This is a genomic window from Anoxybacillus kestanbolensis (genome assembly GCF_001996285.1).
Taxonomy (GTDB): domain Bacteria; phylum Bacillota; class Bacilli; order Bacillales; family Anoxybacillaceae; genus Anoxybacillus; species Anoxybacillus kestanbolensis_A.
Window position 1 is genome coordinate 407509 of record NZ_MQAD01000005.1, and the last position, 15793, is coordinate 423301.

The window sequence follows — 15793 nt, forward strand, 5'->3', positions numbered from 1 at the left end:
ATACGACCAGAAAGGCTTGTTCCTAACAATCATTGTTTTTTAATCAATACTGTATAACTTCAACTCAAATTCTTCTTCTACATACAATTCTGTTGTACGTCCTGACACATCCTCTAAACGTAAAATACATATTTCTCCCGTTCGATAACGATCTTCAAAAAGATGGAACACAACCTCTGTTTGCCGTTCGGAAACGTCTCCGCTTGAATCAAAAGTAATCGTAACCTCATTGGAAATTCGTTCGTTGTTGCGGTAGAACGCTGCACGCAATGTTCTTGGATATAATTCATTCGACACTTTCTCTTCTTGGAAAAATGGAACGACAAATCGATAACTTGTAATGACTTTCTGAATCGAGGCAACGCGTACGTTCACTCGTTCCTCTTCTGATTTACGTGCTTTTCCTTTTATTTGACGGTACTCAATTAATGGTACAATACTTTCTTGTGGCATTGCTCCGCCGTGAACAAATCGTAATCCCCCACCGGCAGTAAAGCGATTTAACCCTTTTGCAATAACCGCTTCACAGTCTAATCCTAAATAGTCAAGCGAAACTTTGATTGCCCCATCTGGAACCGATAAATTTTTACCAATGGCAAAACGGCGATTTCCGTCATAAATATCGCCTTTAATACTTTCCGCCTTTTGATATCGTTCTACTTGAGATGTTTGATATAAGAAGCCGTGATCACTCGTAATATAAATACGAACCGCCTCATACGTACCTGTTAGTTTTCGAACGGCTGCTTTTATACGCTCCATCGCATTTTCTACCGCTTCGTACGTATATCCTTCCGTCTTACTAGAATCGCCAATGGCATCAATACCGTCATGATATAAATAGACAACACGTTTTCCACGGATATATTCCTGCCCCTCGTCTTTACTTAACTGAATAAACTCTTCCATTTTAAACGCTATGGAATCAGGCTCGTGCATTTGCAAAATTTTATTACGATTTTGCAATCCTTTTGTAGAAATGTCATTCACATATATCGTTCCATCTTCTTTAATAGCCGTAATCTTTCCTGGCAACAACGAAGCCATTCCAAGTTGCGTATAGGTTGGAAGCGTTGTTTGCATTGGAATAAGTTTCACTTCTGTGTTTAAACGTTGCTTAAAGTTCTCTAATAACTCCATTCCTATTTCATAACGAAGCGCATCAGAGATAATGACAAAGACGCGCTCTCTCGTTGCTTCTATTAACGGTCGTATAAAATGTGGATAAAAATTCTTTTGTTGCATTACACCTTGAATGCTCCAATGTTCACGGAGTTTTGTTTCTAACATTGCATCCGTATAAGTTCCTAACGTTGCTAAAAACTTATTTTCATACCAAAAGGTAACTCTCTCCATCAACTCTTCGTATCGCTCTAAGTTTGTCCCACTCATATAGTTAAGGCGGATATGACGATAAAATTGATCAATGTTGTAATACTTTTCGACATAAAACATAAACCATTCTTGTTCATTTTTTGGTACGTCATCACGTTCAAAGATCGCTTTCCATTCATAAAAATGCAGCACTTTCTCTAATAATTGATACTCTTGGTGGAAACGAGTTTTATACCAGTAGCTTTTTCTTCGTTCTGCCAAAATACTCTTCCACTCATTTACAAGAACCGTTTCGCTTAACAACAATTCATGCAATGCGTCCAACACTTTTCGTTCAATAACTGAGAACGTATGGCAACGAATGAATGCTTGATACGTATGTTGATCTACTAGCTGTGCAATATTCCATTTTCGTTCAAGTTCATCTAAAATGTTTTCTAATACTTCCCGTTCATCTGATTTTAACCAATCATCCAAAAATACCTTACAAATATTTGGGACATTGGAATGATAATGAATATTCAACAAATTCTCATCTACATTCACGGCAAAATGCTGAAAGACAATGGTCTCCATGATATGAGATAAACGATTTTCTTCTCTTTTGGAAACGCCGAAATAATCTTCTATTAACTCGTAAAAAAGATTCACATCTAAGTATTTCTCCACCTTCAGCAACGCTTCATTTGAATCATTAATCCCACCGTTTGCGATGACACTTTTTAATAGTTCTTGAGGATGGATGCTTTTCGCATCGCATAACACCGCCATCATCGCTTGTTTCACATCATTCACATTTGGGCTGTTTGGAAGCAATTTTTTAAACTTCGCAACGCGCTGCTTATTTTTAAAAAATGCCCAATGATTCTCCATAAACGGCCGGATGGCTAAATGATCGATACGGAGTTCCTTCATCATAATCGCAATTTCATCCGCCTGAAACTCTCCATGTTTGCCGCTGTAAAGAAGGATATCTAGTAAAAAGTTATCTTCATCTTTTGGTTTGGCAAAAGGAGCATAAATTAAATAAGAACTTTCCGTATCTTCAAGCTCCAACAATACTTTTGTCTGGAAGGCATTATGATTATTTAATCTCCAAACTTTGATTCCTTCACGATTCAATACTTGTTCAATTTCTGATAAATCGCGTTCAGCACCTTGTGGATCATACCAAAACACAATAGCACGATCAGCACCGTTATTTTCAGCCAGTTGTTCTTGGAACAATCGTAATAACTCTTCTGTTATATTCATCTTGCACCAACTCTCAGTAAATCTTTACTCATATTATCTAAGATAAAAAAGATTCAACCATTTGTAAACCTCACGAAGCAAGAGAAATGGATAGGAAAAGACCCTATCCATTCTGTTTTGCTTATTTGATTTTTGCAAGAATCGTTTTTAATTTCTCGTAGTTCACAACGACGCCATCGTCTAAATCTAAGACAATGCGCTGGTTAGCAAGTTCCGCTAATTTTTTATCAAATTCAACAAGTTCTTCTTGCTGGGCTTTAATTTGGTTCAATTGCTTCTCATAACGCTTCTTCATCGCAGCAGATAAATCCGGGTTGATAAGGTCTTGCTCGAGACGTTTTTGCTCTTGACGAAGTTTCTCTTGCAAGTTTTGTACATACGTAAAGCGCATCGTCGCTAATGTTTCTGGCGTATAACGATGTAGGTAGAATAACGCACGAAAACCTTTCTTCGAACCAGACTCCGCCATCCAATAAATCGGACGCTTTTGATAAATCTTGCAATGGTCCGCATAAAACTCATCAAAGAAATAGCGACGTAAACGTTCTGTCGGTGTTTCATTATTTTTCATCGTCAATGACTCCGCTAACCAACGAAGATTTTCCGCTAACGTGCCTTCGCCGAACATTAAAATTAATAGCTCTTGCAAGCGGGTAATGACATCGTCTTCAAAGTACGCTGTTTCTGTCAACGGAATGATGCCATCTTTATCAGGCTGGAATGTTTTATACTTCGAAGCATCCCATTCACCACCTGCATACGCAAGACCTTCGACATCTAACGAATAGCGCCCCATCATAAGACCAATACAGTAAGACAAGAACGACTTCGCATCACGGACACGATCAGCACGGCGAACGGTTATTTCTTCATCTGGTACCTCTGGTGTTAGTTCATCCTGTAAACCGTACAATTCAATAAAAATACGATTCAACTCTTCTTCATTTTTCTGTAACTGGCGGAATTGTTTTTCCGCATAGTCTGCCCAGTTTGCGTAGCATTCGTGTAATGTTTTTGCTTCTCCTCGGTATGTGAGAAATGGGTGCTGTTTGAAATCCCAGGATGTTTCGAAGGAATCCCAGTCTCTCCGTGATATGGCTACACAATTACTAGCCAGATCATTAATGTACTTTATTTCATTAGAGAAAATAACAGGTACTCGTTTAATATCCCCTTGATTGTAGTTCAACGTCGGGCTTAAGTTTGCAATTAAATGTTTAGCGACTTTTGTGTTGAGTAACGCTAATAAATAAATTAGGTTTTCATGTTTATCAAATACTGCCATCCCTGCATTCGAAAAAATAAATCCATTGCCAAAGTATCTAAGAGATAAATCACTACTTGTTATAGCTGTCCAGGTAATACCTTCTCGGAAATAATATTCAATACTTGTTATTCTTCTAGTATAGTTTTTATCGAATTTCAAGGCATAGTTCTTAACCTCAAAACCATCATTCTCCCAATTAATCACAGATAGTATGTTACCATACCATCTCCGAAACTTACCTCCTTTATTATAAGGAAACCATTTTTTTCCGCTCTCCTTGGCCTCTTTAAGGGATTTCATATTAAATCCTAGCTTATTAAAATTCACTTCATACCAATGTCTTACAAACTCTTTATCGTTAGAGGAAGCCATTCCCTGTCTAGGATTAGCTATATCTCCCAAGCTCTTGTTCTCTTTAAAAATCTTTCTTACAGTATCAGTAGCCCAGTAGGCAAAAGGGGAGCCTGGAATAGAATCGAATGTAGTTTGTTTTGATATATATTCAGATTCCTGATTTTTAAAGGCTTCAAGCTTGGCAGATATGTTTGAATATTGAATTAACCTATAATACTTAGCATAAAATTGTTCAATTAATATTTTCCTCATTATAAATACTGTGCTCTGAACTACCTCACCATTAATCTCTTCAAAAACACCAGAACCTAAGTGTAACATAGATTGAATGGTCCATTGACCTAATATCTTTTTACGCAATTTCTCAAAACTACTTAAAAACATCCAGGACTGCTGGTTAATCTCAGCATGAAAACCGTGTTTTTTAGTAAAGATATTACATCTTTCTATAAATACTGAAAACAAGTCTGCTTTTGATTCGTCGTAATACTCTTGGATATAGCTGCTTAAACTCACATTCATTTTCTTTGCACCCATATAAGGTGGGTTCGTAATAACAACATCATATTGAAGCGATAACATTTCTCCTTGTCTTAATAGCTTCTCTACTAGTGGTAATTGTTCTATTATTTCTATTTCAAATAGTGAATCGGCTCCTTTTTCCTTCAGTTCCTTTACTTTCTGAATAACAGAGGAATAATCCATTTGTTTAGGTTGCAAAATTGAACCATAATTCTTCGCATCCCTAAATATATTGAACATCTCTCTTAATTGCTCAGCTTCTTTCTTTTCATTTCCGACTAATAAATTTACAATTTTATCAATATCAAGCGTATTTGATTCTTGAATTGAAATAATATTCAACTTAGGCGGATTTCGGAAAATCTTTTTCGTCTTCTCACGCGCTTTCATCATTAACGCAAATGCCGCCAACTGTGCCGCACGGTCATCGATGTCGATTCCGTATAAGTTTTTCTCTAAAATGAGAAATGGAATTTCACGGGTTGGATAGCCTCGCTCTTCGTAAATTTTATAAAGTAAGTCGAACGCATATACAAGAATATGTCCCGATCCGCACGCAGGATCTAAAATGGTGATGTCTTCCGGTGAAAGATTTGGGTTACGTAGTTCTTCTAATTTCGCTTGTACCTCTGGCTCTTGTTCCACTGGCTCTACATAATATTTCATTTCTGCTTTCAAGTTGGATTCTGGATGAGACTCGAGCCACATATGACCAAGCGAGTTTTCTACCATATAGCGGACAATCCAGTGTGGTGTAAATAACTGCGTCGCAGCTGGGATGTTTTCTTTTGTAATTTTTTTGTTTTTCTTTAATCCCGCAAATACCTCATCTTTTTTCTCGGAAATATAGTATTGATACAACCAACCAATGACTTCTACATGCTCGAAGTTTTCGTCTTCTAATTCTTTGCCTAGTTTGTTAATCAGCGAATCCGCATGTAGCAACGACTCCGGCAACAGCAGTTCCGTATAATCCGCTAACTTTTCAAATAAGAACGGCATGATTTCATGCAATTCATTACATTGGGCGATTAATAATTTCCGATACGCTTCTTCCCGCTTTCCTTGTTGTAAAAGAGATGCAATCTCTTCTTTATCTACTGGCAAGTCCGCATATTGATAATCGGTTAAAACATCCGGATCCACTTTTCCTTTCGTTTCGCTTGATAAAACGCGAATTTTTGACGGCAAATAGTTATGCACTTCCATATAGCGAATCGCGATTAAGCGGTTAAACCATGTGTACGCGACTTCTTCAATCACTTGGTCATAGCCTTTTGTTTCAATTTCTTTTAACAGTTTTTGTAGACCGTTTTTATAAGATAACGGCAGTTTTTTGCCGTTAATTTCAACATAATCAGCACCTATTCCAAGCACAGGAGAGCCTTTAGGAGTAATCCCAAAGGATTGTGCTCGTAATGCGATTTGGCTGCGAAGCTCATTGCGGGCATAAACCGCAAATTCTTTTAACGCTCGTTTGTTCATCGCATTCCGTCTCCTTCTATTTTTTTATTACAATGACCTTTCCACTTTGAACCTCTTTCAGTAATTCTTCTTTCATTTTTTCTAATAAACGATGCACGTCATCCTCGTTGCGAATTTCTACTTTATCAAAAGGTAACAATCGAGAAACTGGCACTTCAACCTTATGGTCATCTTCACCACCAGTTCCCCCTATATATTCAAGATACATTTCATGAACTTTTTCTTCTAAACGACGCAAATCGTTTGTCGCCATTTGTGTATATGAGTATACGCGAGAAATACTTTCCATATCCTTTAGTTGTTCAATACGTGCTTGCAATTCCGCCAACTCGTTCTGAACAATAGCTTTAATCTCTTCAACGTCATATTGTTCTTTAAGAATTTCCATCTTTCGGCGAATTTCTTCCATTTGTTCGAGCTGGGCGCCTAACTCTTTCTTTACAAAATTCGTAAGTTCTTTTCTTAATTCTTCATTTAAAAGTGGTAATTTAGGAATTTCTCGATAAGGACGATCCATTGTTAAAATGGAAACAATTTGATTTTTAATTTTTTGTACTTCCATTTGATTTTTGGCGATGTCTAAATCATCCGCACGCTCTTTTAATAGACGGACACTTTCATCAAAATGGCGAATCGCATGTCCTTTATAAAAAGAAGATAAAGTTTGAACGTCCTCGAGCCATTCCTCTAAGTCTTCATCTAACTCAATAAACTCATCGACAAAATTCTCACTCTTTGAATGGGACAACAATTCTTCAATACTATTCTTTAATTTCGCCAGTTGAATACCGCCTGGATATGGATATTGTTTATCTTCATATTCTTTCGTCTTTAACATTTCCGTAATTGGTTCAAGGAAATGTTTATGAAGCTGTGCGCGAATGTTTTTCGCAATATCATCATACGTTTCGCCTACATCATAGAAGTTAAACAACTCACGCATGATTTCTACGACAATTTTGCGTTTATGGCTTGGAATAGCCAGTTGAGCTTCCACAATTACTTTTTCTCGTTCAGACGCTTTTGTGATGCGAGCAATAAATTGTGAATGAGTGGCATCGAAAGTTTCATTCAAATAAGAGAGCTTAATTTTTCCATCATGAACTAAAGCAGCTACCAATCCAGCAATGTCGTTTTCACTCCAACCATATGGAGCGCTTTTAAACTTATCAACGAGCACTTTCATCGTCACTATTTGACGATTGCGGCTTTCTTCTAGATAGCGAAGAACAACATCATAAGCGAGATGGTTTGCAAAAGTTCCTTCTATTGTTGCTGGGAGACCTTCTGTTGCCCATTTATAAATAGTATCATTAGCGTTTTTCACAGGCACCGGTTCTTCGATGTAACTAAGGTAGCTGTACGTATTACGAACAAGAATTTCAAAAGCACTTTGAAGTTGATTTTCTAAGCTACCGTTAAATCGATATTCTTGTCCTTGTACAAAGTAAGTCGCATGTAAAGCCGCTTCCGCCAATGCCTCTTGCGCTTTTTTTTCAAACTCACTAATTTGTTGCCGTTTTTCGTCCAATATTTTTCGTTGTTGTTCTGTCAAACTTGTTGAAATTTTTTTGTTTGCATAAGATTGAATTTTTTGGGCATATTCCATCGGTTCAAAAAACTTTTCTGCATATTCTTGTGGAATATACATGACCAGCGTTCCAGAGTTAGCCTCTGCCCGTACTTGTTCTTCAGTAATATCACCCGTATACACTTGAAGTGTTAACTCGTTTGTCCGCCCACCGCGAGTATACGTATCGAAGATTTTATTAAATTCAAAATCATGTGTTTTTTGATAACGATATGATTTCATTTGAACAATATCTTCAAAAAACATTTTTCCTAACGCATCGATTACGTTCGCTTCGTTGACATATTCATTTTGAATTTCGCGGTTCATTTCCTGCTCATCATCGCTTAAGAAAACAAACGTTTTATCGGCATTTTCGGCAATTAACATGTTTTGGCGAAGCCGATTTAACGAATGACGAACCTCTTTTTCTAGTTGGTTTTTAATACAATCTACACTGTCTACAAGAAGGGTTGTAATATTCTCAACAGTAGCCTTGATTTCATCAATTCCTTTGATCATAAACAAGACTTTTAACACTTCGACATCAAACTCTGTAATGCCTTCGCGTTTCGCTGCTGCTGTAATGGTTGCTGAAACAGACGTACTTAAAAATCGTTTTACCGTTTCGTAGAATTGTGAAAAACGAGCTAATTGGTTCGTATCTTCATCTTTTAATTGCAAAGCTACCTCTTGGAAAGCATTTAATAAAGAGCGTTCTCCATGTGCTAAATGTGCCCCAGCTTCTCCTTGGCGGCGCACTTTGTTAAAGACGCGTTGCAAGAGTTCTACTTGATATGGAACGAACGGATAAATCGCTGCATATTCCTCTTCGTTTTTGAAACCGCTTTGAAACACGCATTTATCTTTTTCAAATGTTAGCGTATTATTTAAACTTTGTCCGATTTGTTCGAATTCACTTTTCAAATGGTCAGCTGCTGCTGGTCTTTTTTCGAGAAGACGACGTTTAATGACTTCGTCTGTATTTGAACTTGTTAAATGAATTCTCGTCGCAAAGCGTCCTTGAATTTTTGAAAAGTTGTCAGAGCCTTTTACTTTTGTAACCGCATCGATTTGCTCTTGTGAAGTGACAATCACCCATACTTTTCCCTGGCAATAGTTTCCTAAGTCTTCGACAACCGTTTGTAAATTCAACATGAGATTAATATCGTCTCCGATGTACTGTCCAATTTCATCGACAAGGAAAGTGAGGCGGTAATTGTCTCCTTTCTCTTGGACATGCTTTGCAACGATTTTTGCAAATTCTTCTGAGCTGATTTCGAAATTTTTATTCGCTGCCGCTAAAAATCCAGCTGATGTTTCTTCGTCATATCCTAATCTTGCTAATGCTTCAATAAAAGACTTGCGTTTAAGTAGAATTCGAGCACGTTCTTCCGCCCAAGGTTTTCCTTCAATTTCTTCAAAGTGTTTCACAAATTCATCATAAATTCCTTCATCCGCTAACTGACGCTCGATATTCGCGATCCAAAGAGTGGGTGAATAACCAAGGTATTGATTAAATACTTTTAAAAATACTTCCACAATCGTTGCTTTTTCTTTTTTACCGCCTGCAGATTTTGAATCCACATTAAATAAAATCGCATGGCTATCAAAAGTAGCAGAACGCTGCATCATTCCCAATAGTTCCTGGTCATCTGTCTTATCTTTAAAGAAGTCTACTGCTCTTTTCCCATATACTGTTTCATTGTTTAGTAAATAGGATAAGATTTTTAGAAAGTGTGATTTACCAGAGCCAAAGAAACCAGAAATCCATACACCCATTTTCGTGGTAGGGTGATCAAAACTGTATGAGTAGTTTTTGAAGAAATACTTCATATTTTCACTTATTTCTTTTGTCATAACGTACTCTTCAAGCTCGTCATGAACAATTTTTTCATCGTATTGTCCAGCTTGAACAACACCATTGATTTCACGATCAATTGGCTTTTTAAAAAGTTCTTGAATCGTATATGTGTCTTGTAACACAGTTGAACCTCTCCTTCTTCCTTTAGATTGAAAATGCTCGATAATATCCATTTGACTCAAAGCGATTAAATAGGCTTAGTCCTTGTCCTGTATACTTCCCTGGATAAAAGATGACAATAGGTATGTTTGTTACTTTGGCATGCAATTGATTTAATAGCTCATGAGCACGTATCAACTTAAACACACTGCCGATTCCTGTAATGAAGATAATTTGTGTCTCTTCTGCTTCTTCGGCAATTTTATCAACTAACTGTTCTTCTTCTAAAGTCGGACGTAAGGCATCGAACAGCTCTTCTGTGCCTTGCTCTTCCTCAAACTGTTTCAACCCATCTAAACCGATGTCTTCAAATAAACCAATCACCATTTCAAACAAGTTCAATACCTTGATATTCAAATGAACCCGCTCCGCAAAGTAACGAACCGATTTACGAACGATTAACTCATGTTCAGGTTCGTAATCAAAAATGAAGTAAGGTACTTCATTTCCAAGTCCTCGCATTTGCAAGAAATCTTCCTTTTGAATTTCCTCAAAAAACCGATCTAACTTTTTTTGAATTTCCACTTCAAACCTCCGTTACTCATTTAATGTCAGCAGCAATAAATCTCGATATGATTCGTTTCGTTCCGCATACTCACGTAATTCTTTACTCAAAGGAATCGGTTTGATTTCATATTCATCCCCGTTTTTAGCTAAAAGCTCCGCATCCACTAGTATTTTCAACATAACTTGTTTAAGCTTATACTTTGTTTTATCGGTCCAATTTCGAACTTGTTCGTATTGCTGTTCTTTTTCTTCAAAAAATGTATGAATATTTCCTTCTGTCACCGTCGTTTTAAATTTTTTCATATGATAATGAACTACTTCAAGAACAAAATCGCGTGGGAACTTAAAATACTTTAAAAATCCGTACAATAAAAGAGCATTTTGATCTGAACGCGAGCCGTTCAGCAAAAAAAATTTTAACTGCCGATCGAAGAATTCCGTCCTTCGGTATACACGAGGAAAAAGGTCTTTCATTGCAGCTTCACTGCGGCAATGAAATAAGTTTTCCTCAAAAATTTTTGCTTTAATTTCTTCGCGAGACAGACCTTGCAATTGCAAGTCCACCACGATTTTCATTTCATTACGATATAAGTGTTCTGCTGTAAATCCTCCAGAGTATATCTTCAAAACTACATCCCAGCCTTTTTCTACTTTTGTTCTAATTTTTTTCTTAGTTCTGCCCAACGACGCCATACTTTTAACCATGCATGAAAATCATAATACCGTTCACGATCATCTTCAAATGATTCCTTAACAAATTCTTCTTCCTCATCATCAAACAAGCGAAGTGTATCCTCATTTTTAACCATTTTCATCGCTTCTACTCTCGGCTCTGTATAAGGATCGGTAATATCTGTAATTAACCAATCAGCGAACGATTTTCGCGGTTTCGGTGGCTCGTTTGGATCTCGATCCTCCAACAATGGCGACAGATCTCCACGATAAAACATATGCAAATCGTGATGGGCACGCGTAATAGACATATAAAGAATTTTCGCGTGTTGTGTATCATCTTTGAACGTTTCTTCGCTAACATCTTCAATGATAACCGCATCAAATTCAAGCCCCTTTACTAAATAGAAAGGGATGATTACAATTTTTTCTTTCAACTCTTGATGACCTTCTGTAATCGCCTCTATTTGTGTAACGTTTCGACGTTTCAACTGATCGAACGTATCGACAGTCCCTTGTTTCGTCATCGTTAAAATGGCGATTTTTTTGTATCCTTTTTCTTCAAATAGTCGAATCGAGTTTACTATCTCGTCATAAAGTTCACCGATACTCCCCACCTTTTTTATAGAAGGTATATCCCCAGGTCGGTTCACTGGGATAACAAGTGGAAAATCATAATTGCTGTTTAACAACACTCTGTTTGCCATATCCATAATTTGCTTTGTTGAACGATAGCTTGTTTGCAAATGAAGCCTTTTATATTCCTTTTCCTTAAACACATAGGATTCGATTTCTTCCCAACGGTCAATCCCGTAAAAGGAGAAAATCCCTTGACCGATATCCCCCAAAATCGTCATCGATTTTGCATAATCTTTCATAATTGCAAGCTGAAACGGGCTATAATCTTGTGCTTCATCAATAAAAATGTGCTCATATTGTAGTTTTTTTCCGTTAATTTTAGCATCTAAATAAATGAGCGGTGCAATGTCTTCGTACATGAATTTTTCTTGCTTAATGTCTCTGCCGTTCTTCAATAAAAGGCTCAGTAACTCCTCATCAATATCCGGTTGAAACTTATCAAACACTTTTTTCTGAAAGACAGACTTATACATTAACAAGGCAGGAATATTCTCCATCTTTTTGACAACGAGAGAAATTTCATGCTGCATTTTTTCGATGAATATTTTCATTCTTAATTCTTTAGCGTTTTCTAACGCTTTATATATGGTTTTCCGCTCTTCACCTTCAGGCAAAGTAACCACCCATTTTCGGTACGCCTCTTCAAACTCTTCCTCAATTTGTGCCTTCCATTTCTTAATTTGCCCATTACTCCAGCTCATAATAAAATCTTTTACTTCTTTCATCCGAGCATTCAAAGGCAAATGCTCTTTTGATTTATAGAACCGGTGAATCTCTTCTTTCGCAAGTATGACCCCACTTTCAATAATGAGATCTCCATGTGGGATCATCGTATTTCCAATATATTCAACAAAATCGTCCAACAATTTTTTAAATCGAAGAGAACCTTTGTATTTTGCAATTTTTATTAAGTTATCTTTTTCAGTTGAGCTATACACTTGTATATATTGTTCATGTAAGTCAGGGATACTGTTGACATCTGTGAAATAAGTAGAAGCCCATTCATAGAATGTACGTTGCTCAATCCCTTCTATTTCAATTTCTGGAACAATATCTTTGATATATGATAAGAAAATTTCGTTCGGTGCTAAAATCAAGATATCCCTTGGCTTTACTTGCTCATGATATTGATACAACAAATATGAAATGCGGTGTAGAGCGATCGTCGATTTTCCACTTCCTGCCGATCCTTGAACAATAACCGTATCCTTAAGCGGCAAACGGATAATCTCGTCCTGTTCCGCTTGAATACTAGCAATAATATCACGCAATCTATGGGCTTCTTCAGTATTTGTTAGGATCTCTTTTAAATAATCATCCATGTATTTTACTTTTTCGCCCTGTTCATTTTCAACAATGACTGTTTGGCCAATTTCCGTGACTTTCATCACTTTACCATCTTCGATTATGATTCCTCGTTTTCCGTTGATAGTAACTGGGCGGTTGTCTTTACCTATACGAAATGTCTTCTGAACTCCTTGATAGGCGTTGTAAAGCCTTCCTAAATCGGTACGCCAGTCCACGACAACAAGTTCCCCGTCCCTTTCGACTCCCTTTTTCCCAATATAAATCGTCTCTGCACCAAATTCGTCCTCAAAATCTAAACGACCAAAATAAGGATTTTGTTGTATATCCTTAAGCTTTTTTACTTCCTTTTTGGCATACTCTATAAGTTGCGCCTCAACAACATCATTAGCTATTGATTTAGCTTTCTGTTTTTTATCCACAATTAGCTCTTCAATAACCGAAATAGTCCAATCTAGACGTTTTTGTTCTTTTTTTACTATATCCTGCATATGCATCCCACCGTTTTTTTATCTAATGGAAGTACAGTTTGAACACCGCCTTGATATGGAGGAAGAGGCATGATAGGCTCAATACCCCTCGAAAAACTTTGTTATGGCTCCTTTCGAGTGAAATCATACCTCTGAAGGCTCCATGTCAAGACATCCCGAATTTTCCACTAACCAATTTTAGAGTAGCTCACCATTATATAATCGGAGTGGCTCAAAATTAAATTATCAAATACATACTCAAAATACCATTGAAATTATATCAAACTCCCAAATATAACGGTGTCGAATGTCGTCGATATATGATCAAAAATGCTATCTATCACTTTATATCTTCGCCCCAACCACCTCAAACGCCGAACGAATGCCCATTTTTTCGTACAGTTTTAGTTTGGTTTCGTGTTGTTGTTGCTGTAGTTGTTTGATTTGTTGGTCAAGCCGCTCTTGCTCTTGGAGATAGGATTTCATCATCTCCTGTTGCTCGCTTAAAGGTAGCATTGGAACCGGAATGTCTTCTAAGTCTTTTATGCTTAAAATCGATACGTTCGTTCCTACTTGCTTGCTTAGCAACAAATATTGCCCGACCGGACTTTCTAAAAACGTTTTTAAATAAAGCGGATCGATCGTTTTGTTTAAGCGAATGCCGATAAAGTTATGAGAAATCAACACTTTTCCTTCATGCGGTGGGATGACCGCTACTTTTATTCCCATGCCGCGGCTGGAAATAATGACATCGCCTTCTTGAACGAGATATGATTCGATTTTTGCATTGTTTTTAATTTCGTAGGAGGCGAGTTGCTCGATTAATAGCTCGCCGTTTTGGACATCCGATAATTTAATGACTTTATATTCCCCATTTTCCGTTTCCGCATCTTTGGCGGAAATGTTGATGCCACGGTAAAACGTACCAAGCTGCTTTAACGGCTGTACTTGCGTCGATTGTTTGATTCGCTCAAGATGGAATTTGACTTTCCCATACGGCTCGATTTCCAATTCGCTGCTTTGCAAATACCGGCTACTTAGTAAATTCGTTTCTTGAATGTCTTGCACCATAACAAATTGGCTTATTTCCTCGATTTCTAGCCCGTTATGGTAGATTTCCGCAATCTTACGAACGTGCTCTTCCCCGAGATACTTTCTTCTTCTCCCTCCTTCTGCGTACTCGTTTTCTGCGTTAATAAACAACACCTTGCCTTTTCTTTCGGCGGCTTTGTTTTTATTTAACACAAGTAAATTCGTTTGAACAGCTGTGTTGTCCAGCGGTACTGGCAAGGCAATGACTGCTTCAATGACGTCCGCAGCTAATAAATGTTCTCGTATCACCGCTTCAGGGCCGCCTCTAAACAGCGTTCCATTCGGGACAACAAGAACGGCTTTTCCCGTTTCATTTAACGAAGATAAGGCGTGTAACACAAACGCCATGTCGGCACTTGTTCGCGGCAACTTCCCGTATACAAAGCGATGGAACGGATCATGGATAATCGCTTCATAGTTCGTCATTTTCACCCCAAACGGGAAGTCCATCATCACATAATCAAATTTTTTCAGCTTGTTCCCTTCGACAAACGCCGGTTGTGTCAATGTATCTCCTTGCGCTAACTGAGCGTCCGTGCGACCGTGAAATAGTAAGCGTAATTTCCCAAGCGCCCACGCTTGCGGATGCATTTCCTGGCCATATAACGAAATGTCTAGATCGTTTCGCAAGGCGTAGTGGTGGGCGGCACATAATGTTCCAGCCAATCCAAACGTCCCGTCATAAAAACTTCCGCTTTGCATCTGCAACATTCGGATGCCAAGTTCATTGACGCTGCTAGGTGTGGAAACGATGCCTGTTGCATATGTATCCATATGACTGACACGCGCGAACAACACCTCCACAAATTCCGTCCATTGCTCTTTCGATAAGGCGAGCGAATGAACGCGAGAAAACAGACGATACAACGTGCTATCGCTGAACGAAATGGAAGAATAAAGTGGTTCATAGACGCCTTTCAAAAAAGGAATTCGCTCTTCCAATTCCGTTAACATTGCTTTTAACTTTTCCGCTAAAAACGCACCTTCTTTTAAAAGAAACTCTAAAGTAAGGGTAGTAGGCAGGTTGTACTGCTCTTTATGCAGTTCTAGAAATTTGACGCTTGCTGCGGATGTAATTATTTGGAGTGAATCACTGACAGTCGCCTCTTCCCGCAGCATCTCAAACAATGAAAATAATTCCTGTTCGTAGTTCACAAAAAAGACACCTCGCAATTATTTTTAGTTAGTAACTCAATTATCTTTTGTGGATAACTTCTATTAAAATAAACTCTATACAAAATATACATCAACAAAGAATAAGTAGTCAATACTTTTTTAGTAATTAAATTACTCATTAT

General features: G+C 37.6%; 7 protein-coding genes. All 7 read right to left on the bottom strand.

Annotation, left to right across the window (positions count from 1 at the left end; all coding sequences use genetic code 11):
* Positions 1-39: 39 nt before the first annotated feature.
* Complete coding sequence (gene pglZ / locus BO219_RS04425; RefSeq protein WP_077428556.1) at positions 40-2589, bottom strand: BREX-1 system phosphatase PglZ type A; 2550 nt, start codon at positions 2587-2589, stop codon at positions 40-42.
* Positions 2590-2710: 121 nt separating this feature from the next.
* The gene (gene pglX, locus BO219_RS04430; RefSeq protein WP_077428557.1) at positions 2711-6217 is read right to left on the bottom strand and encodes a BREX-1 system adenine-specific DNA-methyltransferase PglX; all 3507 of its coding nucleotides are present in this window, start codon (positions 6215-6217) and stop codon (positions 2711-2713) included.
* A gap of 16 nt (positions 6218-6233) precedes the next feature.
* On the bottom strand, positions 6234-9773 hold the full coding sequence (brxC, locus tag BO219_RS04435) for a BREX system P-loop protein BrxC (RefSeq protein WP_077428558.1): 3540 nt from the start codon (positions 9771-9773) through the stop codon (positions 6234-6236).
* A gap of 22 nt (positions 9774-9795) precedes the next feature.
* Complete coding sequence (locus tag BO219_RS04440; protein WP_077428559.1) at positions 9796-10335, bottom strand: DUF1788 domain-containing protein; 540 nt, start codon at positions 10333-10335, stop codon at positions 9796-9798.
* A 12-nt stretch (positions 10336-10347) separates the two neighbouring features.
* A complete protein-coding gene (locus BO219_RS04445) occupies positions 10348-11022 on the bottom strand; it encodes a DUF1819 family protein (protein WP_226373759.1) in 675 nt (224 codons plus the stop codon).
* A complete protein-coding gene (locus BO219_RS04450; RefSeq protein ID WP_158074587.1) occupies positions 10965-13424 on the bottom strand; it encodes a HelD family protein in 2460 nt (819 codons plus the stop codon). Before BO219_RS04450 ends, BO219_RS04445 begins: the two co-directional genes overlap by 58 nt.
* Before the next feature lie 324 nt (positions 13425-13748).
* Positions 13749-15650 carry an N-6 DNA methylase gene (locus tag BO219_RS04455; protein ID WP_077428562.1) on the bottom strand — a complete coding sequence of 634 codons (1902 nt, stop codon included), beginning with the start codon at positions 15648-15650 and terminating at the stop codon, positions 13749-13751.
* Between the last annotated feature and the right edge of the window lie 143 nt (positions 15651-15793).

What these genes read in the sequence shown, in the direction of transcription:
- pglX (WP_077428557.1), bottom strand. Translation starts at nt 6,217, where the DNA reads ATGAACAAACGAGCGTTAAAAGAATTTGCGGTTTATGCCCGCAATGAG.
- BO219_RS04445 (WP_226373759.1), bottom strand. Translation starts at nt 11,022, where the DNA reads ATGGTTAAAAGTATGGCGTCGTTGGGCAGAACTAAGAAAAAAATTAGA.
- pglZ (WP_077428556.1), bottom strand. Translation starts at nt 2,589, where the DNA reads ATGAATATAACAGAAGAGTTATTACGATTGTTCCAAGAACAACTGGCT.
- BO219_RS04450 (WP_158074587.1), bottom strand. Translation starts at nt 13,424, where the DNA reads ATGCAGGATATAGTAAAAAAAGAACAAAAACGTCTAGATTGGACTATT.